Origin of the sequence: Jannaschia formosa, assembly GCF_003340555.1 — a bacterium.
Classification (GTDB): domain Bacteria; phylum Pseudomonadota; class Alphaproteobacteria; order Rhodobacterales; family Rhodobacteraceae; genus Jannaschia; species Jannaschia formosa.
Map to the genome: position 1 here is coordinate 19,031 of NZ_QPLJ01000019.1, position 26,354 is coordinate 45,384.

Consider the following 26,354-nt stretch of genomic DNA (forward strand, 5'->3'; position numbering starts at 1 on the left):
TCCCGCATCGCATGGGGCCGCGCGACGCTCCGCGCGGCCCCCTGTCTCCCCTTCCGCCCGATCAGGCGGCGCGGCCCCATTTGTACATCTGGGGCAGGTAGGCGATGTGCATGTCGAGCCCGACGAAGTCGCCGGTCTGGTGCCGGAAGAGCGACCGCCAGTAGGGCTGGATGGTCACGCCCTCCTCGATGACGATCGCCTGGAGCCGGCCCATCACCTCGCGGCGCGCATCGGCATCCGCGATCGAGTTGGCCTCGGCCAGCAGCGCGTCGAACTCCTCATTGTTGAAGCCGAACTCGTTCCAGGCCGTGCCGGACTTGTAGGCCAGGCCAAGCGTCTGGGTGCCCAGCGGACGGTGGTTCCAGTTGGTCGAGGAGAAGGGATACTTCGTCCAGTCGTTCCAGAACGTGGAGCCCGGCAGGATGGTCCGCCGCACCGGGATGCCCGCGTCGCGCAGTTGCGCGGCGACGGCGTCGGTCGTGGCCCGGCGCCAGTCGTCGTCGATCGAGATCAGCTCATGCTCGAAATCGGCCATCCCGGCTTCTTGCATCAGCTCCAGCGCGCGGGCCGGGTCGTAGGGCAGGCGCTCGACGTTGGGGTTATATTCGGGGTGCACCGGGCCGACATGGGAGTTCTCGGCGGTCGTGCCCTGGCCGGCATAGCCCAGCTCCAGCAGGACGGCGTTGTCGCAGGCCATGACCAGCGCCTGGCGGACGCGCTTGTCCTCGTAGGGGCGCATGCCATCGACCTCGGCCAGCTGGTTCGGCCGGATCACGATGGTCGAGCCGGTCACCACCTCGGACTTCACCCAGCCGATGCCGTCGAAGATGTCGACGAATTCGCCGACATTCTCGTAGATCGCGTCGACTTCCTCCGATTCGGCCGCGGCCAGCCAGGCCGAGGGGTCGGTGCCGTAGTCGACATACTCGATCCGGTCGAGATAGCCGCCCCAGCCGGCGTCATAACCCCACCAGTCGTGGTCCTGGTTGCGCACCAGGACGGACTTCACGCCGACCTCGTGGCTCTCGCTCAGGTAGGGCCCGGTGCCGAGCTGCTGGCCCAGCAGGTTCGAGGGGTCCTGATCGGGGTGGATGACATGCGCCGGATAGTCGGCAATGCCCGGGATCAGGGTGATGTCGGGGGCGTTCAGGTTGAGGACGACGGTCATGTCGTCGACCACCTCGATGGCGCCTTCCGCGGCCTGGTTCGTCTCGGGGTCGATGATCGAGGTCACGCGCGCGGCCATCGAGTTGCCCTCGGCATCGGCCTCGGCCCAGCGGCGGAAGTTGAAGGCGACATGCTCGGCGGTGAACGGGTCGCCGTTGTTCCAGGTCACGCCCGGGCGGACGCGCAGCGTGTACTGCGTGGCGTCGTCGTTCACGTCCCAGCTGTCCAGCAGCATGCCGCGGAACGAGCCGTCGGAATTGTACTCGACGAGGTATTCGAGCCAGCCGCCGGCGACATAGGACATCTGCGTCCAGTCGAAGGTGCGCGGGTCCTTCAGCGCGCGGACTTCCATCTGCATGCGCAGCGTGCCGCCCTGCTGGGCCTCGCCCTGGGCGCGGGCCGGGCTGGCGCCGATCAGCGCGTAGGCGGCGGGGATGCTGACGCCCAGCGCGGTCGCGCGGGTCAGGAACTCCCTCCGGTCCATCAGCCCGTCCTTGCACTCTCTTGCGAACAACAAAGCGCCGCGGTGGATGCCCCCGGCGGGTGTCTTGTCGAGTTTCGTCATGGCTTCTGTCTTCTCCCTATGGACGTCCGGGCGTTCGATCCTGCCCTTGTTCTGTTTCCGACGCACCTCGTGCGGCCCGCCTTGCTTCTTCAGCATGAAGCATATCCGCTGAGGGTCAACGCGAAGCCGGCATGACGGAGCGCAAAAATCGACCTCTCGATGTCGTAAACAGACCTTTCGCCCGGTTTCGCGGCCGTTCAGAGCGTCCTTTGACGAGGCGGAGCCCGCTGCGGCCGACCGCTCAGGCCCGGGCGGCGTCGATCCAGCGCCAGTCGCGCATCCGCTTGCGGAACCACGTCCTCTGCCGCTTGGCGTATTGCCGTGTCGCGACGACCGCGGCCTCCCGCGCCTCGTCAAGGGGCATCTCGCCGCGCAGATGGGCGACCAGTTCCGCCGCGCCGATCGCCTGTGCGGCGTTGAGACGCGGATTCCAGCGCGGCAGCACCGCCCGCGCCTCTTCCCAGGCGCCCGCCGCCAGCATTGCGTCGAATCGGCGCGCGATTCGCGGGTCGAGCCAGTCCTTCGGCGCCTCCAGCACCAGCGCCGTCGCCTCCGACAGCGGCAGGAGCGGCGGCGGCGTCTCGGCCTGCCAGTCGCGGATCGACCGTCCCGTCGCCCGCGCCACCTCCCAGGCGCGCAGCACGCGCATCGGGTTTGCGGTGTCGAGCCCGGCCCGCGTCGCCGGGTCCAGCTCCGCCGCCAGGGCGGGCAGGCCCCGCGCCTCCAGCCGCGCCACGGCCTCGGCCCGCAGCTCCGGCGGGGTGGCCGGAATCTCGGCCAGCCCTTCGGTCAGGGCGCGGAAGATCAGCCCCGTCCCGCCGACGACGATGGGGCGCGGCCCGGCGGGCAGGGCGGCGAAGTCCCGCAGCCAGTCGCCGACCGAATAGCTCCGCTCCCACCCGACATGGCCGTAGAGAAGATGCTCGGCCCGCGCCTCCTCCGCCGCGGGCGGGCGGGCTGTCAGGACGCGCCAGTCGGCGAAGACCTGCAATGCGTCGGCGTTCACGATCCGCCCGCCTTGCGCTTCCGCAAGGGTAAGCGCCAGCGACGACTTGCCGCTCGCCGTCGGCCCCGCGATCAGGACCGGACGCTCCGGGTCGATTCTCTTCAGCAGTTCCAACATGTTACATGCCGTTCTTCACGTAAGCCCTACCGCCCAGAGGACGGTTGCCCAACCCGGCCTAATCTGACACCTATGCGCCCGGCAACAAGCGAGGGGACCCCGGGCGATGACGGACGAGATCGAGAACGCGCCCCCCGCCTATTCCCGCGTCCTCCTGAAGATCAGCGGCGAGGCGCTGATGGGCGACCAGGGCTATGGCCTGCACCCGCCCACCGTCGAACGCATCGCGGGCGAGGTCGCCTCCGTCCAGAAGATGGGCGTCGAGGTCTGCCTCGTGATCGGCGGCGGCAACATCTTCCGCGGGCTCCAAGGCTCCGCCCAGGGGATGGAGCGGACGACGGCCGATTACATGGGGATGCTGGCGACGGTGATGAACGCGCTCGCCATGCAGGGCGCGCTGGAAAGCCGGGGCCTCCACACGCGCGTCATCAGCGCCATTCCGATGGACCAGGTCTGCGAGCCCTATATCCGCCGCCGCGCCGTCCGGCACCTCGAGAAGAAGCGCGTCGTGATCTTCGCCGCGGGCACCGGCAACCCCTATTTCACCACGGACACCGCCGCCGCGCTGCGCGCCAACGAGATGGCCTGCCAGGCGATCCTGATGGGCAAGAACGGCACCGACGGCGTCTATGACAAGGATCCGCGGATCCACGCGGACGCGAAGCGCTACGACCGGATCACCTATGACGAGGTCCTGTCGAAGCATCTGAAGGTCATGGACGCCTCCGCCATCGCGCTCGCCCGCGAGAACAAGCTGCCGATCATCGTCTTCCCGCTCGACGCGCCGGGCGGCTTCAAGTCGATCCTGGCGGGCAAGGGGACCTACACCCGGGTCGAGGGCTGATCCCGCGCTGCGGCCGCGACGACGCGCCGGGCTGGCCCCGGACCGGGCGACAGCTTAGGTAGAGCCGCAAGACACGAACGGAAGGACCGGCCCGATGCCCGACGACCTCCTGCCCACACGCCCCCCGCGCGACCTGAAGATCCCGTCGCAGCGCCACCCCGAGAAGGCGCGCCGTCCCGACCAGGCCCAGCCGAAGAAGCCCGCCTGGATCCGCGTGAAGGCCCCGTCGGGCGAGGGCTACAGGCAGACCGCCCGGATCATGCGCGACCACAAGCTGACCACCGTCTGCGAGGAGGCGGGCTGCCCCAACGTCGGCGAGTGCTGGTCGCAGGGCCACGCCACGATGATGATCATGGGCGAGGTCTGCACCCGCGCCTGCACCTTCTGCAACATCGCCACCGGCAAGCCGCCCGAGCCGCTCGACGCCTTCGAGCCGGGGCGCGTCGCCGACGCCGTGCAGAAACTCGGCCTGAACCATGTCGTCATCACCAGCGTGGACCGCGACGACGTCACCGACGGCGGCGCCGAGCATTTCGCCCAGACCATCCGCGCGATCCGCCACCGCGCGCCGGGCACCACCATCGAGATCCTGACGCCCGACTTCATCCGCGCCGACCCCTCGGTGCTGGAGGTCGTGGTCGCGGCCAAGCCCGACGTCTTCAACCACAACCTCGAGACCGTCCCCGGCCTCTACCCCGAGGTCCGGCCCGGCGCGCGCTACTTCCACTCCCTCCGCCTGCTCCAGCGCGTGAAGGAGATGGACCCCTCGATCTTCACCAAGTCCGGCATGATGGTCGGCCTCGGGGAAGACCGTCAGGCGGTGCTGCAGGTCATGGACGACATGCGGGCGGCCGACATCGATTTCCTGACCATCGGCCAGTATCTGCAACCGACGCCCAAGCACCACCGCGTCGACCGCTTCGTGACGCCCGAGGAATTCGCGGGCTACGAGAAATCGGCCTGGGGGAAGGGCTTTCTGATGGTCTCGGCCACGCCGCTGACGCGCAGCAGCTACCATGCCGGCGACGACTTCCAGCGTCTCCGCGCCGCGCGGGAGGCCGCGCTCGCCCGCGCATGAGGGGGCTGCTCGCGCTGATCCTGCTGGCTGTCGGCGCCGCCTTTGGCGCCGCGTTCGGACCCTATGTCCCGGCGCTCCTCCGTCCGGCCCCCGCGCCCGTCACCATCACGCCCCGGGCCGATCTGAGCGCGGCGGAGCGGACCACGGTGGAGCTGTTCCAGGCCGCGCAGGACTCGGTCGTCTTCATCTCGACCACCGCGCGGGGCATGGATCTGTTCAGGGGCGGTACCGAGATGCCGTCGGGCACCGGCTCCGGCTTCGTCTGGGACGACATGGGCCACATCATCACGAACGCCCACGTCATCCGCGGCGCGGCCTCGGCCACGGTGCGGCTGCCCGGCGGCCGTGCCGTGCCCGCCCGGCTCGTCGGGCTCGACCGGCGCCATGACCTCGCGGTGCTGCGCGTGGCCGGGACGGGGATGCGGCCCCTCCCGCTCGGGACCAGTTCGGACCTTCAGGTCGGGCAGATGGTCTTCGCCATCGGCAACCCGTTCGGCCTCGACTTCACGCTGACCACGGGCATCGTCTCGGCCCTCGACAGGGAGATCCCGGGCGAGGGCATGGTGACGATCCGCGGGTTGATCCAGACCGACGCGGCGATCAACCCGGGCAATTCCGGCGGTCCGCTTCTGGACAGCGCGGGGCGGCTGATCGGCGTGAACACGGCGATCTTCTCGCCTTCGGGGGCAAGCGCCGGCATCGGCTTCGCCGTCCCCGTCGACACGGTCGCCCGCGTCGTGCCGCAGCTCATCGCGACGGGCAGCTATTCGCCGCCGACGCTGGGCATCAGCGCCGATCGCCGCGCCGACCTGATGCTGCGCGAGCCGGGGGTGATGGTGCTGGACGTGACGCCGGGCGGCCCCGCCGACCGCGCGGGGCTGGAGCCCGCGCGCGTCACCGGCGGCGGCATCGCCCCGCGCGACGTGATCGAATCCATCGACGGTCAGGCCGTCGAGACCATCGACGATCTGCTGGCCGTGCTCGACACCAGGCGGGCCGGGCAGGCGGTCGAGCTGCGGGTGCGGCGCGGCACCGCCCGGCGCAGCGTCGAGGTGACGCTGGCGCCCTGAGCCGGCGGACGAGCCCGATGCCCCCTCACGCCGCCAGCGTCTGCCGCGAGCGCAGCGCACGATAGAGCCCGTCCTGCCGCGCCATCAGCTCCGCCGGCGTTCCGTCCTCCACGATCCGGCCCCGGTCGAAGACCAGGATGCGGTCCATCCGCTCCACCGTCGCCAGCCGGTGCGCGATGACCAGCGTCGTGCGCCCGCGCATCAGCCGCTCGGCGGCCTCGGCCACGCGGGCCTCGGCTTCGCTGTCCAGCGAGGAGGTCGCCTCGTCCATCACCAGGACCGGCGCGTCCGACAGGAAGGCGCGGGCGATGGCGACCCGCTGGCGCTCGCCGCCCGACAGCTTCACGCCGCGCTCGCCGACCTCGGTGGCATAGCCCTTCTCCAGCCGCTCGATGAACCCGGCGGCCCCGGCCTTGGCGGCGGCCGCACGCACCTCGTCCATCGTGGCGCCGGGGCGCGCATAGGCGATGTTCTCGGCCAGCGAGCGGTGGAACAGGATCGGCTCCTGCGGGACGAGCGCGACGTTGCGGCGCAGCTCCTCCAGCGGGACCGAGGCGATGTCCACCCCGCCCAGCGTGATCGCCCCGCCGGTCACCTCGTGCAGGCGCTGGATCAGCTTGACGAAGGTTGTCTTGCCCGAGCCCGACCGCCCGACCAGCCCCACCTTCTGCCCCGCCGGGATCTCGACGTGCAGATCGGTAAAGAGCGGCGTGGAGGCCCCGGCATAGCCGTAATCCACATGCTCGAAGGCCAGCATGGCCGCGCGCGGCGGCAGGGCGCGGGCCGGCGGCCGGGCAACGTCGCGCTCGGGCGCGTCGGCCAGCAGGTCGACCATCTCCTCGGCGTCGTTCACCGCCTTCTGAAGCTGCCGCACATGGTTGCCGATCTGGCGCAGGTAGGAATCGAGCACGCCCAGCGCCGAGACGGTGAAGGCGATCTCTCCGGCGCCCGCCGCGCCCCGCGCGAAGGCCAGCAGCGCCCCGCCCAGCACCAGCGCGCGCAAGAGCCACAGGCTTGCGTCCTGCGTCAGCCCCGACCAGGTGCCGCGCCGCCAGGTCCGTCGGGTCCGGTGGGCCCACTTGCCCAGCACTTGCTCCAGCCGCGCCTCCTCCCGCGTCTCGGCGGCATGGGCCTTGACCACGGCGTTCGAGGTGATCGCATCGGCCAGGGCGCCCGACACCCGGCTGTCCTGCGCATTGGCGAGCCGCGCGGCGGGCGCGACCCAGCGCAGCGTCAGCGTAAGCGACAGGCCGACGAACAGCACCGCGCCCAGCAACGCGACCAGCCCGACCTCGATCCGGAAGGCGGCGAGCGTGGCGATGGTGCCGACCAGGACCAGCATCGACGGGCCGAGCGCCAGGAACAGCAGGTCCGCCATGTCGTCCAGCGCCCAGGCCCCGCGCGTGATCTTCCGGACCGTCGATCCCGCGAAGGCGTTCGCATGCCAGTTGGCGGGCAGGCGCTGGACCCGGGCGAAGGCCTCGCCCTCGACCTCGCGCATGGTCGGGATCGTCAGCTCGATGATCGTGAAGTAGCTGCAGATCTTGGCCGCGACCGAGACGAGGCCCAGCGCCAGCAGACCCCAGAACGCGGTCCAGGGCGGGCTGCCCTCGGCCACGGCGGCCACCAGCCGTCCGGTCAGGATCGGGATCGAGACGTCGGCCCCGGTCGAGCAGAGCTGCAGCGCGACCAGCGTCGCGACGCGGCCGGGCCGCCGCGCCCAGCGGGCGGCGGCGAAGGAAAGAACGCGGGCGAAGGCGCCGCGGGACGGAGTCTGTGACATGGAACGAATCGCGGACCGGTGTCCGCGTCCTGCAATGAAGGAGACGAAGGGGCCGCGCGGCGGCCCTGGCAAGCGGTATGACGGGAAGGGCGGCGAGCGCCCGGCGCGTCAGGAGGTGGGAACCCCCTGGCGGGGTCGACCGACGAGGGGGAGATGAATGACTACCATGCTCGCCCTCCTTGCTTGGCGCTGTCGTCGTGGCGGGACCCTATGCCGAGGAGCGCGCGCCGGTCAAGCGCCGCCGCGCCGGGCGCAGGAGGCGGGCGGCCCGCCGCGCAGGCGGGTGGAACGCATCAGACTCCCGGCCCTCCGCGGGTCCGGCAAGAGGGCGCGCGCTCACTCGACCTGCATCAGATAGGCCGCGATGGCCTCCCGGTCCTCCGCCGGCAGGCGGCTCAGATTCAGCACCACCCGCGCCATGTGCCCGCCCGCGCTGTCGAACTCGGGCGTGAACCCGTCGTTGAGATAGTTGGCGATCTCGTCCGCGCTCCAGCCCAGCTGGTCGCGGGTGATGCCGGGGATGTTGCCGCTGCCGGACGGGTTCGGCGCGCCTTCCAGCCAGGCGCCCCTGTCGATCCCGCCCAGCGCGTCGCGCGGGCTGTGACATTCGCCGCAATGGGCCAGCGCCTCGGCCAGGTATTGCCCCCGCGCTGCCGCCGGGTCCCCCCCAGGCGTCTCGCTGAACCAGCTCTCGGGCAGCGCGGCCAGCTTCCAGACCCCGACCCCGCGCCGGATCGAGAACGGGAAGCGCAGGTCGTGGGGCAGGCTCTCGGCCTCGGAGGCGGGCAGGCCCTGCCAGAACGCCCAGAGATCGGCCACGTCCTGCGGCGTGGCAAGGCGATAGGCTCCGTAGGGGAAGGCCGGGTAGTAATGCGTGCCCTCCGGCGAGACCCCGGCCTGCACCGCGTCGGCGAACTGCGCCAGCGTCCAGCCGCCGATTCCGGCCTCCGGATGCATCGAGACGTTCGGGGCGCGGAACGTCCCGAACTCGGTCGCGAAGGTCTGCCCCCCCGACAGGACGGGCGTCTCGCTCCACTCCGCGCCCTCCGCCGTATGGCAGGAGGCGCAGCCGGCGGCGTGGAAGACCAGCCGCCCGGCCTCGGCATCGCCGGGCGCGGCGGCGATGGCGGCCTGCGCCTCGGCGCCGAGACCCCGCGCCCCCGTCAGCCAGAAGCCGGCGGCGGCGCCGATCACCAGCACCGCGCCGATCAGTGGCACCGCCCGCACGGGGGCGCTCAGTTCGACTGGCGGAAGTCGTCGTGGCAGGCGCCGCAGCTCTGGCCCAGGGTGCCGATGGCGGGTTGCAGCGCCTCCAGCCCGTTCGGCGCGGCGGCCTCGACCGCATCCACGGCCGCGTTGAACGCCTCCCAGTCGTCCAGGAAGCCCTCCCAGTCCGACCAGATGGCGGGCAGGGCGCGCGTCCCCTGGACCTCCTCGGTGGAGGTTCCCTCGGGCCAGAGCAGGTCGACCGACAGCATGGAGACCGCCCGCAGGTCCTGCGCCGCCTGAGAGGCCAGTTCGGCGTCATACTCCATGTTGCCACGGGCCATGCCGCCCAGAATCGAGATCGCGTGCGACTGGATCTGCATCTGGCCCTGGCGCGCCTTGACCGCGGCGGGGACGTCCCCCTGGGCGAGCGCGACGGTGCTGCCCACGACGATGGCGGCGGCGGCGAGAGGGAGAAGTTTCATGGCGAGGCTCCGGTTGTGGCGTTCCGGATGATGCGACGATCCGACGCCACGTCAAATCACGTTTCGCCCCGCCTTTCGTGCCTCGCGCCACGCCGCCCAGTCCTCGGGCGTGTCGAGATCGATCAGCGCCGCCCGCCCGGGCAGCGCGACGGTCTCGGCGCCGTGCCGCGCGAGCACCGGCTTCGCGCCCCCGTCGCCCTCCAGCGCTGCCAGTTCGCCGAACAGGGCGCGGTCGAAGACCACCGGCTGGCCCGGCACGCCCTCGGCGGACGCGGCGCGCAGGATCGTCGCGCGCCCGCGCGTCCAGGCCGCGGCCAGGGTCTCCAGCTCCGCCGCGCCGATCTCGGGCATGTCGGCCAGATGCACCAGCAGCGCGTCCGAGCGGCAGCCCGCGACCCCGGCCCGGATCGAGGCCGCCATCGCACGCTCCGCCACCTCGACCGGCCGGGCCGGCAGATCGCCCAGCCAGGCCCGCCGGACGCGGTCGCCCGCGGGCAGGGCGACGATCACCTCGTCCGACACCGCACAGGCCGCGCGCACCGCCCGCAGGATCAGCGGCGTCCCGTCTACCTCCTCCAGCAGCTTGTCGCCGCCGCGCATCCGCGACGACGCCCCCGCCGCCAGCACCAGGACCGCAGGCCGCGCCCGCTCCTCCCCGTCCGTCAAGATCACCGCGCCCCCGCCCAACTCACGGGGGCAGGCCTACCCGGGTCCCGACCGCCCCGCCAGCGCCGCGCGCGCTGCGTTCCGGGGCTCCGCCCGTTCCCCAAGATTTCGGAACGAAAGCTCCGGAGGGCGAAAAGGTCCACTGGACCTTTTCCAAGGTGCCCGGGGGCTCCGCCCGTTCGCGGGCGAAAAGGTCCACTGGACCTTTTCCAAGGTGCCCGCTCACCCCCTCTGGCGCGCCCCGTTGGCGTCGAAAAGGGGCGCGTGCTGCAGCCGGGCCGGCAGATGCTCGCCCAGCAGCTCGATCGTCCAGGGGCCCTCGGCATCGGCCACCGCGCGGTCGACATAGCCCAGCGCCATCGACACGCCCGAATGATGCGCGAACCCGCCCGAGGTGACGTGGCCCACGCGCTCGCCGGCCAGCCAGATCGGCTCGTCATGCATGACGTCGGCGTCGGTGGCCTCGACGATGAAGCTGCGCAGGCGCTTGGCGCCGCCCTCGTCCCGCTCGGCCAGCGCGGCTTCCTTGCCGACGAACTCCGCCTCCTTGGACCAGGCGACGAAGCGGTCGAGCCCGGCCTCGACCGGCCCGTAGAGCGGCCGGTATTCCGAGCCCCAGCCGCCGTAATTCTTCTCCAGCCGCATCGCGTTCAGGGCGCGCAGGCCGAAGGGCTTCAGCCCCAGCGGCGCCCCGGCCGAAAGCAGAAGGTCGAAGACCGCCCGCTGGTATTCCGGCCGCATCCAGATCTCGTAGCCCAGGTCGCCGGTGAAGCTGACCCGCCCGACGATGGCCGGGGCCATCCCGACATCCATCCGCCGCACGGACATGAAGCGCATCGCCTCGTTCGACAGGTCCTGACCCGTCACCGCCTCCATCAATTCTCGCGACTTCGGCCCCGCGACCGACAGGCCGACCAGCCCCAGCCCCACGACCTCCAGCGAGACCGAGCCGTCGGCGGGCAGGAACCGCTCGAACCAGCGCGCATAGAACACCTCCGCCATGCCGGAGCCCACCAGCAGGAACTCCTCTCCGCCGAGGCCGGGCAGGCAGGAGACGGTCAGGTCCCCCTGCAGCTTGCCGTCCTCCTTCAGCATCGGCGCCAGCGTCATCCGCCCCGGCGCGGGGATCCGGCAGGCAAGCACCCGGTCGAGGAAGGCCCGGGCCCCGGGCCCGCGGACCATGAACTTCGAGAAGCCGGAGGTCTCCATCAGGCCCACGCCATCGCGGCAGGCCCGGACTTCCTCGGCCACATGCGGGAAATCGGTCGAGCGCCGCCAGGAGAAGACGTCGCGCGTCCCGTCCGGCGAGAACCAGAGCGGCACCTCCAGCCCCCAGCTGGCCCCCATCTGCGCGCCGAGCGACAGCATCCGGTCGTGGATCGGCGTGGTCTTGTGGGGGCGGGCGGCGGTCAGCTCCTCGTTGGGGAAGCGGATCGAGAAGCGGCGGGAATAGTTCTCCTGCACCTTCGGGTTCGTGTAGCTCAGCGTCGCCCAGTCGCCGTAGCGCGCGACGTCCATGGCCCAGACGTCGAAGCCCGGATCGCCCTGGATCATCCAGTTCGACAGGGCGAGCCCCACGCCGCCCCCCTGGCTGAACCCCGCCATCACCCCGCAGGCCGACCAGAAGCCGGGCAGGCCGCGGACCGGGCCGACCAGCGGATTGCCGTCCGGGGCGAAGGTGAAGGGGCCGTTGATGATCTGCTTGATCCCGGCCGTCTGGAAGGCCGGGAAGTGCTCGAACCCCACCTCCAGGCTGGGGGCGATTCGGTCGATGTCGGGCTGCAACAGCTCGTGCCCGAACTCCCACGGGGTCTCGCGCGGGGACCAGGGCACGCCCGCCTTCTCATAGGTGCCCATCAGCATCCCGCCGCGTTCCTGGCGCAGATACAGCTCCCCGTCGAAATCGACGGCATGGATCACCTCCTTGCCGGTGGAGCGGTTGATCTCGGCCACCTCGGGCATGTCCTCGGTCAGCAGGTACATGTGCTCCATGGCCAGCACCGGCAGCTCGATCCCGACCATGCGCCCGACCTCCCGCGCCCAGAGCCCGCCCGCGTTCACCACATGGTCACAGCGCACATCACCCTTCGCTGTCCGCACGATCCAGCCGTCGCCGGGCTTCGGGCCCGCCCGCAGGATCGCGTCGACCCTGGTGTGGGTCTCGACGCGCGCGCCCAGCTTCCGCGCCGACTTCGCATAGGCGTAGGTCACGCCCGAAGGGTCGAGATGGCCGTCGACCTGCGTGCGCACCGCGCCGACGAATTTGGACGGGTCCATCAGCGGAAAGGCCTCGGCGGCTTCCTTCGGGGTGACGATCTCGGCCTCGATCCCGTTCATCCGCGCGGCCGCGGCGGTGGTCTTGAGCCAGTCGAACCGCTCGGGCGTCGAAGCCAGCAGCACCCCGCCGGTCATGTGGAAGCCGGTGGCCTGGCCCGACAGCTCCTCGATCTCGCGGTAGAGCTCGATCGTGTATTTCTGCAGCTTCGCGACATTCGGGTCGCCGTTGATCGTGTGGCATCCGCCCGCCGCGTGCCAGGTCGAGCCGGAGGTCAGCTCCGACCGCTCCAGCAGAAGGACGTCGGTCCAGCCCCCCTTGGCGAGGTGATAGAGCACCGAGCACCCCACCACGCCGCCCCCGATCACCACGACCCGCGCCGTATCCTGCATGTCCCGTGCTCCCTGCCGTCCTTGGGAAACGCTACGCGGCGAGTCCGGGCGGACCCGTCGTCTTGCGACGGCCCGAGGTCGTTTTCCGTCCCTCTTCCCGCAGCGGGCCGGGGGACGCCCCCCGGACCCCCGGCTTCGGCGGCAGCCCGTCCACGATGGCCGCCGGGCCGGCGGGAAGGGTCGGGAGCCTTGGCGGAGATGTCCGCGCAAGGACGAAGAGCTGCGCCCCTTATTCTCCCCTCCGGAAATATCCCCGCCGGAGGCGCACCGTCCTGCCAGGCGACCCCGCCTGCCATCGCGTCTGCGTCCCAAGGCGCGTCGGGAAGGCGACGCCTGCGGCCCGCCTAGGGTCGCGACGCCCGCAGGACGTCCCGCACCACCATCACATCCGCCTCGGTGCAGTCCCAGGTTCCGCAGGTGAAGCGGATGACGAAGCGGCCCGCGTGGCGGGTCTGGGTGAGGTAGACCCGCCCCTCCGCGTTGATGCGTGTCAGCAGCGCCTCGGTCGCCGCGTCCCCCTCCGCCAGCGCGAAGGAGAAGAGCGACAGGCGCGGCTCGGTCACGATCTCGATCCCGGGCTCCGCCCGGAGCGCCTCGCAGAGCCGCGCGGTCCAGGCGACGTGGTCGCGCAGCCGCGCCCGCACCCCCTCCAGCCCGTAGGCCCGCAGCACGAACCAGAGCTTCAGCGCCCGCATCCGGCGGCCCAGCGGCACGGTCCATTCGTTGAAATCCGTCACAGCGCTCTCGCCAGGCGTCTGCAGATAGTCCGGGCGCAGCCCCAGCGTCCGGACCTGGTCGGTCGGGTCGCGCAGAAGCTGCACCGCGCAGTCGAACTGCGCGCCCATCCACTTGTGCGGGTTGAAGACGAGGGAGTCGCACTCCTCGGCCCCCGCCATCAACGGCCGGAACTCCGGGCAGACAAGCGCGGACCCCGCCCAGGCCGCGTCGACATGGGTCGGCAACCCGTGGGCGCGGGCGACGGGAAGGCAGGCGGCGATATCGTCGAAGGCGCCGACCGCCGTGCCGCCCGCGCAGAAGACCACGCCGCAGGGGGTGTAGCCGGCGGCGAGGTCCGCCTCGATGGCCGCCTCCAGCGCAGCGGGGTCCATCGACAGGTCGTCCCGGGTCGGCACCTTCACCAGGTTCGCCTGCCCGATCCCCGAAAGCCGCGCCGCCTTGTCGACCGAGCTGTGGGTCTGCGCGCTGGCATAGAGCCGCAGCCGCGGCGCCCCCGACAGCCCCTCGGTCAGCCCCTCGAAGCCCAGCGCCTTCTCGCGCATCGTCAGCACCGCGCAGAGCGTCGCGACCGTCGCCGAATCGTGGATCGTCCCGGTCCAGCCCTCGGGCATGCCCGTCGCCCGCACCAGCCAGCCGATCATCGCCTGCTCCAGCTCGGTGGCCGCCGGAGAGGTCTGCCACAGCATCCCCTGCGCCCCGATCCCCGCGATCAGCTGCTCCGCCAGGATCGAGGCAGGCGCGGCGTTGGCGGGGAAATAGGCGAAGAAGCGGGGATGCTGCCAATGGGTCAGCGCGCCGGGGATCAGCCGCTCGAAATCGGCGAAGATCTCCTCGGGCGGCTCGGCCGCCTCGGGCGCGGCGCGGGGCAGGGCGGAGAGCAGTTCGCCCGGCCTCACCTGCGCGCGCACCGGCCGGTCGCGCAGCCCGGCATGGTAGTCGCGGATCCAGGCGGCGGCGCGGGCCGACCAGGCGGGCAGGTCGTCGTGCCTCACGCGGCGCCCTTCGCGACCAGCGCGTCGATCTCGGCGCCCGGGCCGCCGAGGCCGGTGAAGTCCCCGGCCAGCGCCGCGCCTCCGGCCTCTAGGATCAGCCGCTGCGTCGCCCGCGCCAGCGCCGAGCCGAGCGAGACCCGCGCGACCCCGATCGCCCCGAACTCGCCCAGCGACAGCCGGGCCAGCGGCCCGACGCAGAGCGCGTTGACCGGCGCCGCGGCCGCCTCGACGATCCGCCGCAAGGCCTCCGGCTCGCCCGGGACGGGGCAGTAGAGGACATGCGCCCCCACCGCCTCGAAGGCCTGCAATCGCCGGATCGCCTCGTCCAGGTCGTAGAGCCCGTGCATCACCCCGTCGGCGCGGGCGCAGAAGACGAAACCCGCGGGGGCGGCCTCGACCGCCGCGCGCATCCGGTCCACGGCGAGGTCGAAGCCGTAAGCCTCGCGCGCGGCCGACACGTCCTCGATGCAGCACCCGGCGAGCCCCGCCTCGGCGGCCTGCCGCACCGTCTCGGCGCAGTCCTCGGGCGAGGCGCCGTAGCCGTCCTCCAGGTCCGCCGAGACCGGCACGCCGACGGCCTCGACCAGCTCGCGCCCATGGGCGATGGCCTCAGCCCGCCCGATCTCCGTGTCGGCCTTGCCCCGCGTGAAGGCATAGCCCGCCGAGGACGTCGCCACCGCCTGCGCCCCCATCGCGGCCAGCATCCGGGCCGACCCCACGTCCCAGGCATTGGCCAGCACGAAGGGCGCGCCCTTGCGGTGCATCTCCAGGAAGGTCATGCCGCTCTTTCCTCCACCATCGCCGCGATCTCCCGGATCGCCGCCGTCAGGTCCGCCTCGGGCCGCGTCAGCGCGATCCGCAAATGCCCTTCCGCCGCGCGCCCGAAGCTGTCGCCCGGCATGACCGCGATCCGCCGTTCGTCCAGCAGGCGCTCGGCGAAGGCCGGCGCCGGAAGGCCCGCCGCCCGGATGTCGAGCATCAGATACATCGCCCCGCCCGAGGGCACGGCCCCGACCGGCCCGCCCTCGAGGGCTGCGAGGCAGGCGTCGCGGCGCGCGCGGAACGGGGCGGCGACCTGCGCCTCGAAATCCTCGCCCAGGCCCAGCGCCGACAGCGCCGCAGCCTGCACGAAGCCCGCGACGCCATAGGTCGTGTGCACGGCCGCCGCGCCCGCCGCCTCGATGGCATCCGCGGGTCCGACCAGCCAGCCGATCCGGCTGCCGGTCATGGCATGGGACTTCGACATCGAGCCGATGACGAGGCAGCGGTCCTCCATGCCTGGCAGCGCGCGGGGCGAAAGATGCTCCCCGGCCCAGAGCTGGGTGTCGTAGACCTCGTCCGAGATCACCCAAATGCCGCCCTCCCGGGCGACCGCGGCCACGCCCTCCAGCGTCTCGCGCGAATAGACCGCGCCGGTCGGGTTGTTGGGCGTGTTGACGAGGATCGCCGACGCCTCGCCCGCCGCGCGCAGGGCATCGGCCTCGGGCTGGAACCCGGTTTCGGCCCGCGTCGCGACGGGGACCGGCACGCCGCCCGCCGCGCGGACCGTGCCCGGATAGGTCGCGTAGAAGGGGTCGGGGAAGAGGACCCGTCCCCCGTCCCCGGCCGCCGCCATCACCGCGTAGAACAGCGCCGCCTGACCGCCCACCGTCACCAGCACGTTCTCCGGCGCGGTCGCGACGCCGGTCCGCGCGGCGATCCGGTCGGCGATGGCGGCGCGCAGGGCCGGGATGCCGTAGAGCGCGGCATAGCCGGTGGCGCCGCCCCGGGCGGCCCGGTCCATCGCCTGAAGGATCGCAGGGTCCGTCCCGATATCGTGGTCGCCGACGGTCAGGTTGACCAGCGCCACGCCCGCTTCCTCCAGCGCGCGCGCCTTGTGGAAGATGCCCCAGCCGTCGTCGCCGCCCGGCGCGATGCCTCGAATCCTGTCGGAGAGATGTGTCATGGCGCGCACCGGACACCTGCCGCGCGCCGCTGTCAAACGGTTGCCCCGTGGCGGGGCGCGTGCTAGCCCCGCCGCCATGACCCGCGCGATCTGCATCCGCTGCATCCCTCGCGCCCGCTGACCAACGGATCGGCGGGCCTTCGGTGGTCTGCCCTGCGCCCGGCCACCCTCCCGCCAGAACAGGAGAGAGCCGCCGTGCCCCCCGAGATGCGCCTCCGCAACTCCGCCACTCGCCGGGTCGAGCCGTTCCGCCCGCTCGACCCCGATCACGTGCGGCTCTATCTCTGCGGGCCGACGGTCTACGACCGCGCGCATCTGGGCAACGCGCGCAACGTGATCCTGTTCGACGTGCTGGCGCGGCTGCTGCGCCATGACTGGCCGCGCGTGACCTATGTGCGCAACGTCACCGACGTCGAGGACAAGATCAACGCCCGCGCCGCCGAGACGGGCCGCAGCATCGAGGACATCACCGCCGAGACGACCGGCTGGTTCCACGAGGACATGGCCGCCCTGGGGAACCTGCCCCCCGACGAGGAGCCCCGGGCGACCGACTACATTTCGCAGATGATCGCGATGATCGAGACCCTGATCGCACGCGGCCATGCTTACGGGGCCGAGGGCCACGTCCTCTTCTCGGTCGCGAGCTACCCGGACTACGGCGCGCTCTCCGGCCGCTCGATCGACGACATGATCGCCGGCGCCCGGGTCGAGGTCGCCCCCTACAAGCGCGATGCGATGGACTTCGTCCTGTGGAAGCCCTCGAATGCCGACACCCCCGGCTGGGACAGCCCCTGGGGGCGAGGCCGTCCGGGCTGGCACATCGAATGCTCGGCCATGTCCAAGGCGCTGCTTGGCACCAGCTTCGACATCCACGGCGGCGGCAACGACCTGATGTTCCCGCATCACGAGAACGAACGCGCCCAAAGCTGCTGCGCCGACCCCGGCGCGGGGTTCGCGCAGGTGTGGCTCCACAACGAGATGCTGCTTGTCGAAGGCCGGAAGATGTCGAAGTCCCTCGGCAACTTCTTCACCGTCCGCGACCTGCTCGACCGGGGCGTGCCGGGCGAGGTGATCCGTTTCGTGTTCCTGTCCACGCATTATTCCAAGCCGATGGACTGGACGGAGGAGAAGGCGCGCGAGGCGACCAAGGTTCTCCGCCGCTGGCGAGACCTGACGGCGGGCGTGACCGAGGGCGACCTCTACGAACCGGCGCTTCAGGAATTGCGCAACGACCTGAACACGCCCGGCGCCATCGCCGAGATGCATCAGCTTGCCCATGCCGGGGACGCCACGATGCTGAAGGCGACCGCCCGGATGCTCGGCCTGCTGACCGAGGAGCTCGGGGACTGGCACCGCCAGGGGCCTGCCGACGGAGCGGACCGTTCGCTCCTCATCGAGAAGGAGACCCAACTCGTGCGGATGCGCGCCTGGGCGAAGGAGAACCGCGACTTTTCCCGCCTGGACGCGATGAAGACGGCGCTGACCCGGGCCGGAATCGACGTCCGCATGTCGAGTGACGGGATCGACCTCGTCCCCAACGACGATTTCGACTCGAAGGCGCTCCACTCGATCGCCCGCGACGAGGAGGCCGAAGCATGACCGCCCGCATCTCCAATACCCTCCGTTCCCGTTCTGTTCGGACCACCTGGCACGCCAGACGTGAAGATTCCGTTAACGGGCGCAGGCCGCGCCACGTCCGACGCGGATCACCCGTCCGTCACCCGTGCATCACCCGTGGATTTCCGACGCGATGACCGAACGCCTCTACCTCTACGACACGACCCTGCGGGACGGGCAGCAGACGCAGGGCGTGCAGTTCTCGGCCTCCGAGAAGGCCGAGATCGCGGCGATGCTCGATGCGCTCGGCGTCGACCATATCGAGGGCGGCTGGCCCGGGGCGAACCCGACCGACAGCGAGTTCTTCGAGAACCCGCCGAAGACCCGCGCCACCCTCACCGCCTTCGGCATGACCAAGCGCGCGGGCCGCTCGGCCGCGAACGACGACGTGCTGGCCGCGGTCCTGAACGCGAAGACGCAATCGGTCTGTCTCGTCGGGAAAACCCATCCGTTCCATGTGGATACGGCGCTCGGCATCACGCTCGACGAGAACCTCGAGAACATCCGCGCCTCGGTCGCCCATGTCGTCGCGCAGGGCCGCGAGGCGCTGTTCGACGCGGAGCATTTCTTCGACGGCCACGCCGCCGATCCGGCCTATGCGACCGAATGCCTCCGGGCCGCGCTCGATGCGGGGGCGCGCTGGGCCGTGCTCTGCGATACCAATGGCGGGACGATGCCGAATCGCATCGCCGAGGTGGTGGCCGCGCTCGGCCTGCCGGGCGACAGGCTCGGCATCCACACCCATAACGACACCGAGCAGGCCGTGGCCGGAAGCCTCGCCGCCGTCACGGCCGGTGCCCGCCAGATCCAGGGCACGCTGAACGGGCTGGGAGAGCGCTGCGGCAACGCCAACCTCGTCAGCCTGATCCCGACGCTCCTGCTGAAGGACCCCTGGCGCAGCCGCTTCGAGATCGGCGTGACCGAAGAGAAGCTGAAGGATTTGCTGAGGGTTTCCAGGCGGTTGGACGACATCCTTAACCGCGTGCCCCGGCGCGAGGCTGCCTATGTCGGCGCCTCGGCCTTCGCGCACAAGGCGGGTCTGCACGCCTCGGCAATCCTGAAGAACCCAAGGACTTACGAGCATGTCCCCCCCGAGTCGGTCGGCAACCAGCGCGTCGTGCCGATGTCGAACCAGGCGGGCCTCAGCAACCTGCGCCGCCGTCTCGCCGAGGCGGGCCTGCCGGGCGAGGACGACGCCGCGCTGCGCCGCATCCTCGACCGGGTCAAGGCACGGGAAGATCAGGGCTATTCCTACGACGGCGCGCAGGCGAGCTTCGAGCTGCTGGCCCGCGAGGAGCTGGGCCTGCTGCCCGAGTTCTTCGAGGTCAAGCGCTACCGCGTCACCGTCGAGCGGCGGAAGAACAAGTACAACGAGATGGTGACCCTGTCCGAGGCCGTCGTCGTCGTGAAGGTCGACGGCGAGAAGAAGCTGAGCGTTTCCGAGAGCATGGACGAGACCGGCGCCGATCGCGGCCCGGTCAATGCGCTGTCGAAGGCGCTTTTCAAGGATCTCGGCCGCTACCAGAAACAGATCGACGACATCCGCCTGACCGACTACCGCGTCCGCATCATGCAGGGCGGGACCGAGGCCGTGACCCGCGTCATCATCGACCACGAGGACGGGCAGGGCCGCCGCTGGTCCACGGTCGGCGTCTCGCCCAACATCGTCGATGCGAGCTTCGAGGCCCTGCTCGACGCGGTGCGCTGGAAGCTCCTGCAATGAGCGTCTTTCTCCACGTCTACGGCCCGATCCCGCGCCAGGGCCCCGGAACGGAGGCGGAGGTCGCCTGGGCCTGCGAGGTCGCGGGCACCCCCCTGGACGCGGCGATCTGCGATGTCGGCTGCGGCTCCGGCGGCGACCTCGTCGCGCTGCGCCGGGCGGCGCCACAGGGGCGGATCGTCGGGCTGGAGCCCGATCTCGGCATGGTCATCGCCGCGACCCTGCGCCTCGACGACCCGGCGATCACGGTCAGGCGGGGCCACGGCATCGGCCGGGACGGCGGCCCCGATCCGGTGAGCGAGGGGCCCTTCGACCTGATCTGGTCGGCGGGTGCGATCTATTTCGACGGCGTCGGTCCCAGCCTCCGGCATTGGGCCGGGGCGCTGACGCCGAACGGGGCCATCGCCTTCTCCGCACCCGTCTCCGCCCGGGCCGACGACCCGGAGGCGACCGCCTTCTGGGGTGGCGAGCCGGCGGACACCGAAGCGACCCTCGACGCCGAAATCACGGCGGCAGGACATGCGGTGCTCGCACGGGGCCGCGTTCCGGACGCGGGGTGGGAGGCCTATTATCAGGGCCTTCTGGCCCGCTGCGATCTGCTGGAACGGGTCCGGGACGCGGAGCTGGCCGAGGTCATTTCCGCCGCGCGACGGGAAGCCGCCGACTGGTCCCGCCTGCGCGACCGCGTCGGCTACGCCCTGCGCGTGGTCCGCCCGGCATGAGCCTTGACGCCGATCTCGCGGCCTGCGCGGGCCTGTTGCAACGGGGCGACCCGGACCGCTTCCGCGCCGCGATGGCCGTGCCCCTGCCGCTGCGGCGCAGCCTGCTGCCGCTCTACGCCTTCAACCTGGAGGTCGCGCGCGCGCCCTGGGTCACGCAGGAGCCGCTGATCGCCGAAATGCGGCTGCAATGGTGGCGCGATGCCCTGGCCGAGATCGCGGAGGGCGGGACGGTCCGGCGGCACGAGGTCGTGACGCCCCTCGCCGCGGCGCTCGACGCCGAGGCGGCGCGTGCGCTCGATGGGCTGATCGAGGCGCGGCGCGCCGATATCGAGAAGGAGGCGCCTGCGGGGCGGGAGGCGCTGCTCGCCTATCTCGACGCGACGGCGGGGGTGCTGCTGTGGCAGGCGGGGCGGCTGGCCGGATCGGATGCCGAGCCGGGGCTGCGCGCGGCGGGGCGGGCGCAGGGCGCGGCGTCGTTCCTCGGCGCCGTGCCGGAGCTGGTCACAAAGGGGCACCATCCGCTGCCCCATGGCGATCCGGCCGAGGAGATGCGGGCGCTGGCGGAGGCCGGGCTGGAGGCCTTGGGCGAGGCACGAGCGGCGGGATTCGACCGCGCCGCACGCCCCGTGCTCGCCGTCCTGGCCGGGGTCCGGCGCAGGCTGCGCGCCGTGATCCGCGACCCGCACGCGGCCGTCGCCGCACCGCCCCAGCCCGCGCCCTGGCGCGACGCGGTGGAGCGGGCGGCGCTCGCGGCGACCGGTCGGGTCTGAAAGAGGCCGCAAGGAGATCTGCGCCGTCTAGGCTAGGGATTTGTCAGCAGACAGCCAGCGCTTGCCCTCAGGCCCGCTCCGCCCGCAGATAGCTGCGCATGCCATAGATCAGCGGCGTCCCCGTGTCGGAGGATCGGACCGCGCGCACCGCGCCGAGGATGACGTGATGCGTCCCGATCGGATCGACGTCCTGCAGATCGCAGTCGAAGGCGGCGAGGCCCGGCAAGATCGGCGCGCCGGTGGCCATCGTCTCGATCTCCAGCCCGGCGAAGCGCTCCGCCCCCGAGGCGCCGGCGCGCCCGGCGAAGAGATCGGCGATGCGCTGCTGCCCGGCCTCCAGCACGTTGATCGCAAAGACGCCGTTGTCGAGGATCGGCCGGGCCGCCGAAGCGTCCTTGTTGATGCAGATCAGCATCGTCGGCGCCGCGCCGTCGGCGCTGACGCTGGTCATGGCCGAGACGGTCACGCCGGCCAGACCGGCGGGCCCGTCGGTGGTGACCACGCTGACCGTGGCGGCGGCGCGGCTCATGGCCTGGATGAAGGCATCGCGGAGATCGTCCATGGTGCTCCACCTAGCCGAACCCGCGCCGGAGTCGAGCGAGAAGGGGGCTTGCCCCGCCCCGCGCCCGCGCGGCACAGGGGGCAGAGGACAATCGGGAGGCGGAGCATGGCCCTGCAGGATGCGCGCAATCAGGTCGACATGGCGGTCACGCGCAAGGACGCGAAGGGACTGGCCTTCGAGAACGCCTTCGGGGGTGCTGTCAGCGCCTTCCGGCGGCGCTACACGAAGGACCTGAGCGGGTTCGACCTGGCGATCACCGGCGTGCCCTTCGACCAGGCGGTGACCCACCGCCCCGGCGCGCGCTTCGGGCCGCGCGCGGTGCGCGAGGCCTCGACGCTCCAGCCCTTCGATCCGCCCTATTACTGGGGCTATTCGCCACTGGAGGAGTTCGCCATCGCCGACTACGGCGATCTCGGCTTCGACTACGCCAGGGTTGCGCAATTTCCGGACACCCTGCGTGAGCATGCCCGCGGGATCCTCCGGCAGGGCGCGGGCTGCCTGACCATCGGCGGCGACCATTACGTGAGCTTCCCGATCCTCCAGGCCCATGCGGAGGTCCACGGACCCATATCGCTGATCCAGTTCGACGCCCATTCCGACACCTGGCCGGACGACGACATGGAGCGGATCGACCACGGGACGATGTTCTACAAGGCGGTCAGAACGGGCGTCGTCGACCCCGCCACCTCGGTCCAGATCGGCATCCGCACGGTCAATCCCGACCCGCTGGGCGTGACCACGATCGACGCCCGCGCCGTCCACGAGGCCGCGCCGGGCGTCGTAGCGGCGCGGGTGAAGGAGGTCGTGGGCGACCGTCCCTGCTACCTGACCTTCGACATCGACTGCCTCGACCCGGCCTTCGCGCCGGGCACCGGGACTCCGGTCTGGGGCGGGCTGTCCTCCGGCCAGGCGGCGGCGATCCTGCGTGACCTCGCCGGGATCAACCTCGTCGGTGGCGACGTGGTCGAGGTCTCTCCCCCCTACGACACGACCGGCGCCACGGCCATCGCCGGGGCGCATGTGCTGATGGAGCTGATCTGCCTCTGGGGCTGGACGCGGCGCGGCTAGGGTCGGCGCGGCCGGTCGCGGGGGAAGGGGGGCTCTGCCCCCCGCCGCCTGCGGCGACTCCCCCCGGCATATTTATGGAGACATCGAAGAGGGAGGGCGCGCGTTAACCTTAACGGACGGTTGCCATCTGCCGTGGAAGGAATGCGGTGCGCGCCGCTGCCGCACCCTTCAGAGGGGCAGGGCTCAGAGGTCGCGGGCGCGGCGGACGAGGCGCTCGCCCGGCAGGTCCTCGCCCAGCACGACGGTGCGGGCGTCCCGGGCATAGGCCTCCAGCAGGTCGCGGTAGAACCGGTCCCGGCCTCCGGTGATCGCACCGACGGCGGTGCCGGTCAGGGTCTCGCGCGCTGCCCCCGCCGTCACGGTGAGCGGGATGGAGGCCCGGAGCGCGCCGCGCTGGTCGATCAGCCGCAGCGTCGCCGAAAGCTGCGACTGGCCGCGCCCCGTCGCCGTGGCCGTGCCGCCGACGACGTCGAGCACGCCGATCTCTGCCTGCATCACCCAGCCGTTCGGGTCCACGCGGTCCGAGAACTCCCGCCGAAGGGCCTCGGCGAGGTCGCCGACGATGCGGTTGCGGTAGTCCGGTCCGGCGTTACGGAAGTCGCCCCCGCTCGGGTCGACGCGGAACGAGGCGATCCGGAGCGCGCCGCGCTCGGCGCGCGTGAGGGCGGTCCCGGTCGGGCCGGTGCAGGCGGCCGCCAGTACGGCGGGCAGAAGGGCGAGCAGGGTGCGTCGATGCATGGGGCTTCCTCCGTGGTCGTCCCTTGGACCTAGCCGGGCGATCCGGCCTGTCGAATCGCGGCGCGCTGTCCGCTTGCCACCCTCGCCCGCCCGTGAAACAGGGACGAGCCAACCGCCATCCCCGCAGGAGACACCTCATGGAGATTCGCGAGGCCCTCACATTCGACGACGTTCTGCTCGTCCCGGGCGAGAGCCGGGTCCTGCCGGGCACCGCCGACACGCGGACCCGGGTGACGAAGTCGATCGCGCTGAACATCCCGCTGCTGAGTTCGGCCATGGACACGGTGACCGAGGCGCGGATGGCCATCGCGATGGCGCAGGCCGGCGGCATGGGGGTGATCCACCGCAATCTCGACCTCGATGCGCAGCAGAAGGAAGTCCGCCGGGTCAAGCGTTTCGAAAGCGGGATGGTCTACAATCCCGTGACCCTGACCCCCGACCAGACGCTGGCCGATGCCAAGGCCCTGATGGAGCGCTACCGCATCACCGGCTTCCCCGTCGTCCGCGACAGCCGCGTCGTCGGCATCGTCACCAACCGGGACATGCGCTTCGCCACCGACGACGCGACGCCGGTGCATGCGATGATGACCTCCGACAACCTCGCCATCCTGCAGGAGCCGGTGGACACCGCCGAGGCGCGGTCGCTCATGCACGCCCGCCGGATCGAGAAGCTGCTGGTCACCGACGGCAAGGGCCGGCTGACCGGCATGATGACGATCAAGGACCTGGAGCAGGCCGTGCTGAACCCGCAGGCCTGCAAGGACCGGCTGGGACGGCTTCGGGTCGCGGCGGCGACGACGGTGGGCGACGCGGGGTTCGAACGTTCCGAGGCGCTGATCGAGGCGGGCTGCGACCTCATCGTGGTCGACACCGCGCATGGCCATTCCGAGGGCGTCAGCCTCGCCGTCGACCGGATCAAGCGGCTCTCGAACGACGTCCAGGTCGTGGCCGGCAACGTCGCCACCGCCGAGGCGACGCGCGCCCTCATCGACGCGGGAGCGGATGCGGTGAAGGTCGGGATCGGGCCGGGCTCGATCTGCACCACGCGGGTCGTCGCGGGCGTCGGTGTGCCGCAGCTGACCGCGATCATGGACAGCGCGGGCGCGGCGGGCGACGTGCCGGTGATCGCCGACGGCGGCATCAAGTTCTCGGGCGATTTCGCCAAGGCGATCGCCGCCGGCGCCTCCTGCGCGATGGTCGGCTCGATGCTCGCCGGCACCGACGAGAGCCCGGGCGAGGTGATCCTCTACCAGGGCCGGTCGTTCAAGGCCTATCGGGGCATGGGCTCCATCGCAGCAATGGCGCGGGGCTCGGCGGACCGCTACTTCCAGAAGGACGCCGCCTCCGACAAGCTGGTGCCCGAGGGGATCGAGGGGCAGGTGGCCTACAAGGGCGCCGCGGGGACGGTGATCCACCAGCTCGTCGGTGGGCTGAAGGCGGCGATGGGCTATACCGGCTGCGCCACCGTCGACGAGATGCGCGGCAACTGCACCTTCGTGAAGATCACCAATGCCGGCCTGCGCGAGAGCCATGTCCACGACGTGCAGATCACCCGCGAGTCGCCCAACTACCGGGCCAGCTGAGTGACCCCCGGCGCCCGCATCCAGGCGGCGATCGAGATCCTAGACCGTGTCCTCGCAGGGGCGCCCGCCGAGCGCGAGCTGACCGCCTGGGCACGGGGCTCGCGCTTTGCCGGCTCGAAGGACCGGGAGGCGGTGCGCGACCATGTCTTCGGCGCGCTGCGGCGGCTGCGCTCGTCGGCCTGGCTGGGCGGCCAGGGCGACGTCGCGCCGGAGCGGATGGAGGCGCGGGCGGTTATGGCGGGCCTGCTGCGGGGGCAGGGCGCCGATCTCGCCACGCTCTTCACCGGCGACGGCTACGCCCCCGCCCCGTGGAAGGCGCCCGCCCCCGAGGGCGCGATGCCCGAGGCCGTGGCGCTCGACTCTCCCGACTGGCTGCTGCCGCGGATGCGCGCCGCGCTCGGGGATCGGACCGCCCCCGTGCTGGAGGCGCTGCGCCATCGCGCGCCCGTGGTCCTTCGGGCCAACCGCGCCCGGATCTCTCGCGCCGCGCTGATCGCGCGGCTGGAGCAGGAGGGCTATGCGGCCCTGCCGCACGACCTTGCCGAGGACGCCGTCACCGTCGAAGGCCGGACCCGCGGCCTGACCGGCACGGGGGCCTTCGCCGAGGGTCTGTTCGAGTTCCAGGACGCGGGATCGCAGGCGCTGGTCGAGCGGCTGCCGCTCGAGCCGGGGATGCGCGTCCTCGACCTCTGCGCCGGGGGCGGCGGCAAGGCGCTGGCGATGGCGGCGCGCGGGGCCTCGGTGACCGCGCATGACGCGGACCCGGCCCGCCTGCGCGACCTGCCCGCGCGCGCGGCCCGTGCCGGGGCGCGGATCGCGCTGACCGACCGGCCCGAGACCGAGGCACCCTTTGACGCCGTCGTGACCGACGTGCCCTGTTCGGGCAGCGGAAGCTGGCGGCGTGCGCCCGAGGCGAAGTGGCGCCTCGATGCGGCGCGCCTCGACGCGCTGACGGGGATCCAGGACGGCATCCTCGACCGCGCCTCGACGCTGGTCCGGCCGGGCGGATGGATCGGCTACATGACCTGCTCGCTCCTCGACGAGGAGAATGCCGCCAGGACCGAGGCCGCCTCGGTCCGCTGCGGGCTCCGTCCCGGGGCGCGCTGGTCCTGCACGCCACTCGACGGGGCGGACGGGTTCCATCTACAGGTGCTCTGGCCGGGCGCGGCACGGTAATCTTTGACGTGGCGCATGTTTCGGCGTCGTATGAACGGGTATTAATGCCGTCTTAACCTGTGTCGGGGC

Annotated in this window: 22 protein-coding genes; 10 read left to right on the forward strand and 12 right to left on the reverse strand. The window is 71.7% G+C overall.

All coding sequences use genetic code 11. From position 1 onward, the window contains the following. Positions 1-61: 61 nt before the first annotated feature. Positions 62-1,732 carry an ABC transporter substrate-binding protein gene (locus tag DR046_RS16645; protein ID WP_115383564.1) on the reverse strand — a complete coding sequence of 557 codons (1,671 nt, stop codon included), beginning with the start codon at positions 1,730-1,732 and terminating at the stop codon, positions 62-64. 241 nt (positions 1,733-1,973) lie between these two features. After that, the gene (gene miaA, locus DR046_RS16650) at positions 1,974-2,855 is read right to left on the reverse strand and encodes a tRNA (adenosine(37)-N6)-dimethylallyltransferase MiaA (RefSeq protein WP_115383520.1); all 882 of its coding nucleotides are present in this window, start codon (positions 2,853-2,855) and stop codon (positions 1,974-1,976) included. Positions 2,856-2,961: 106 nt separating this feature from the next. Here miaA and pyrH point away from each other — a divergent pair, with 106 nt between their 5' ends. From pyrH to DR046_RS16665, 3 genes are all read left to right on the forward strand, one after another. Further along, positions 2,962-3,699: a UMP kinase gene (gene pyrH / locus DR046_RS16655; RefSeq protein ID WP_115383521.1), complete on the forward strand. Its 738-nt coding sequence runs from the start codon at positions 2,962-2,964 to the stop codon at positions 3,697-3,699. Positions 3,700-3,793: 94 nt separating this feature from the next. Then, positions 3,794-4,777, forward strand: a complete 984-nt coding sequence (gene lipA, locus DR046_RS16660) for a lipoyl synthase (RefSeq protein ID WP_115383522.1) — start codon at positions 3,794-3,796, stop codon at positions 4,775-4,777. Then, on the forward strand, positions 4,774-5,847 hold the full coding sequence (locus DR046_RS16665; RefSeq protein WP_115383523.1) for a S1C family serine protease: 1,074 nt from the start codon (positions 4,774-4,776) through the stop codon (positions 5,845-5,847). The genes lipA and DR046_RS16665 overlap by 4 nt, the downstream gene beginning before the upstream one ends. A 25-nt stretch (positions 5,848-5,872) precedes the next feature. On the opposite strand, the gene DR046_RS16670 is transcribed toward DR046_RS16665, so the two are convergent. The 8 genes from DR046_RS16670 to DR046_RS16705 all read right to left on the reverse strand — a co-directional run bounded on the left by DR046_RS16670 (position 5,873) and on the right by DR046_RS16705 (position 16,329). After that, positions 5,873-7,630, reverse strand: coding sequence for an ABC transporter ATP-binding protein (locus tag DR046_RS16670; protein WP_115383524.1), 1,758 nt, complete (start codon positions 7,628-7,630; stop codon positions 5,873-5,875). A 336-nt stretch (positions 7,631-7,966) separates the two neighbouring features. Further along, the gene (locus DR046_RS16675; protein ID WP_115383565.1) at positions 7,967-8,848 is read right to left on the reverse strand and encodes a cytochrome c; all 882 of its coding nucleotides are present in this window, start codon (positions 8,846-8,848) and stop codon (positions 7,967-7,969) included. A gap of 17 nt (positions 8,849-8,865) precedes the next feature. Continuing rightward, positions 8,866-9,321, reverse strand: a complete 456-nt coding sequence (locus DR046_RS16680) for a c-type cytochrome (protein ID WP_115383525.1) — start codon at positions 9,319-9,321, stop codon at positions 8,866-8,868. 51 nt (positions 9,322-9,372) lie between these two features. Then, entirely contained in the window at positions 9,373-9,993 is a 621-nt protein-coding gene (locus DR046_RS16685; protein WP_245190980.1) for a nucleotidyltransferase family protein, read from the reverse strand. Positions 9,994-10,209: 216 nt separating this feature from the next. Beyond that, positions 10,210-12,654, reverse strand: a complete 2,445-nt coding sequence (locus DR046_RS16690) for a GcvT family protein (protein WP_115383526.1) — start codon at positions 12,652-12,654, stop codon at positions 10,210-10,212. Positions 12,655-12,998: 344 nt separating this feature from the next. Then, the gene (locus tag DR046_RS16695) at positions 12,999-14,384 is read right to left on the reverse strand and encodes a pyridoxal phosphate-dependent decarboxylase family protein (RefSeq protein ID WP_115383527.1); all 1,386 of its coding nucleotides are present in this window, start codon (positions 14,382-14,384) and stop codon (positions 12,999-13,001) included. Continuing rightward, positions 14,381-15,163 carry an isocitrate lyase/PEP mutase family protein gene (locus DR046_RS16700; protein ID WP_115383528.1) on the reverse strand — a complete coding sequence of 261 codons (783 nt, stop codon included), beginning with the start codon at positions 15,161-15,163 and terminating at the stop codon, positions 14,381-14,383. The genes DR046_RS16695 and DR046_RS16700 overlap by 4 nt, the downstream gene beginning before the upstream one ends. Then, a complete protein-coding gene (locus DR046_RS16705; RefSeq protein ID WP_115383529.1) occupies positions 15,160-16,329 on the reverse strand; it encodes a pyridoxal phosphate-dependent aminotransferase in 1,170 nt (389 codons plus the stop codon). The genes DR046_RS16700 and DR046_RS16705 overlap by 4 nt, the downstream gene beginning before the upstream one ends. A 207-nt stretch (positions 16,330-16,536) precedes the next feature. Between DR046_RS16705 and cysS the strand changes: the two genes are divergently transcribed. From cysS to DR046_RS16725, 4 genes are all read left to right on the forward strand, one after another. Continuing rightward, positions 16,537-17,928, forward strand: a complete 1,392-nt coding sequence (gene cysS, locus DR046_RS16710; protein WP_115383530.1) for a cysteine--tRNA ligase — start codon at positions 16,537-16,539, stop codon at positions 17,926-17,928. A gap of 151 nt (positions 17,929-18,079) precedes the next feature. After that, a complete protein-coding gene (cimA, locus tag DR046_RS16715) occupies positions 18,080-19,669 on the forward strand; it encodes a citramalate synthase (RefSeq protein ID WP_115383531.1) in 1,590 nt (529 codons plus the stop codon). Next, positions 19,666-20,388, forward strand: coding sequence for a class I SAM-dependent methyltransferase (locus tag DR046_RS16720; protein ID WP_115383532.1), 723 nt, complete (start codon positions 19,666-19,668; stop codon positions 20,386-20,388). The genes cimA and DR046_RS16720 overlap by 4 nt, the downstream gene beginning before the upstream one ends. After that, positions 20,385-21,158, forward strand: coding sequence for a squalene/phytoene synthase family protein (locus DR046_RS16725; protein WP_115383533.1), 774 nt, complete (start codon positions 20,385-20,387; stop codon positions 21,156-21,158). The genes DR046_RS16720 and DR046_RS16725 overlap by 4 nt, the downstream gene beginning before the upstream one ends. Before the next feature lie 67 nt (positions 21,159-21,225). Here DR046_RS16725 and DR046_RS16730 read toward each other — a convergent pair whose 3' ends face one another. Then, complete coding sequence (locus DR046_RS16730; RefSeq protein ID WP_115383534.1) at positions 21,226-21,720, reverse strand: flavin reductase family protein; 495 nt, start codon at positions 21,718-21,720, stop codon at positions 21,226-21,228. Positions 21,721-21,825: 105 nt separating this feature from the next. Between DR046_RS16730 and speB the strand changes: the two genes are divergently transcribed. Beyond that, positions 21,826-22,788 (forward strand): agmatinase, encoded by a 963-nt coding sequence (gene speB / locus DR046_RS16735; protein ID WP_115383535.1) that lies wholly within the window; start codon positions 21,826-21,828, stop codon positions 22,786-22,788. A gap of 183 nt (positions 22,789-22,971) precedes the next feature. Here the strand turns inward: speB and DR046_RS16740 are convergent, their stop codons facing one another. Beyond that, complete coding sequence (locus tag DR046_RS16740; RefSeq protein ID WP_115383536.1) at positions 22,972-23,526, reverse strand: hypothetical protein; 555 nt, start codon at positions 23,524-23,526, stop codon at positions 22,972-22,974. Positions 23,527-23,663: 137 nt separating this feature from the next. On the opposite strand from DR046_RS16740, the gene guaB reads away from it, so the two are divergent. Both guaB and DR046_RS16750 read left to right on the forward strand, forming a co-directional pair. After that, the gene (guaB, locus tag DR046_RS16745) at positions 23,664-25,109 is read left to right on the forward strand and encodes an IMP dehydrogenase (RefSeq protein WP_115383537.1); all 1,446 of its coding nucleotides are present in this window, start codon (positions 23,664-23,666) and stop codon (positions 25,107-25,109) included. Continuing rightward, positions 25,110-26,285: an RsmB/NOP family class I SAM-dependent RNA methyltransferase gene (locus DR046_RS16750; protein ID WP_115383538.1), complete on the forward strand. Its 1,176-nt coding sequence runs from the start codon at positions 25,110-25,112 to the stop codon at positions 26,283-26,285. It begins immediately after the preceding gene. Positions 26,286-26,354: the final 69 nt, after the last annotated feature.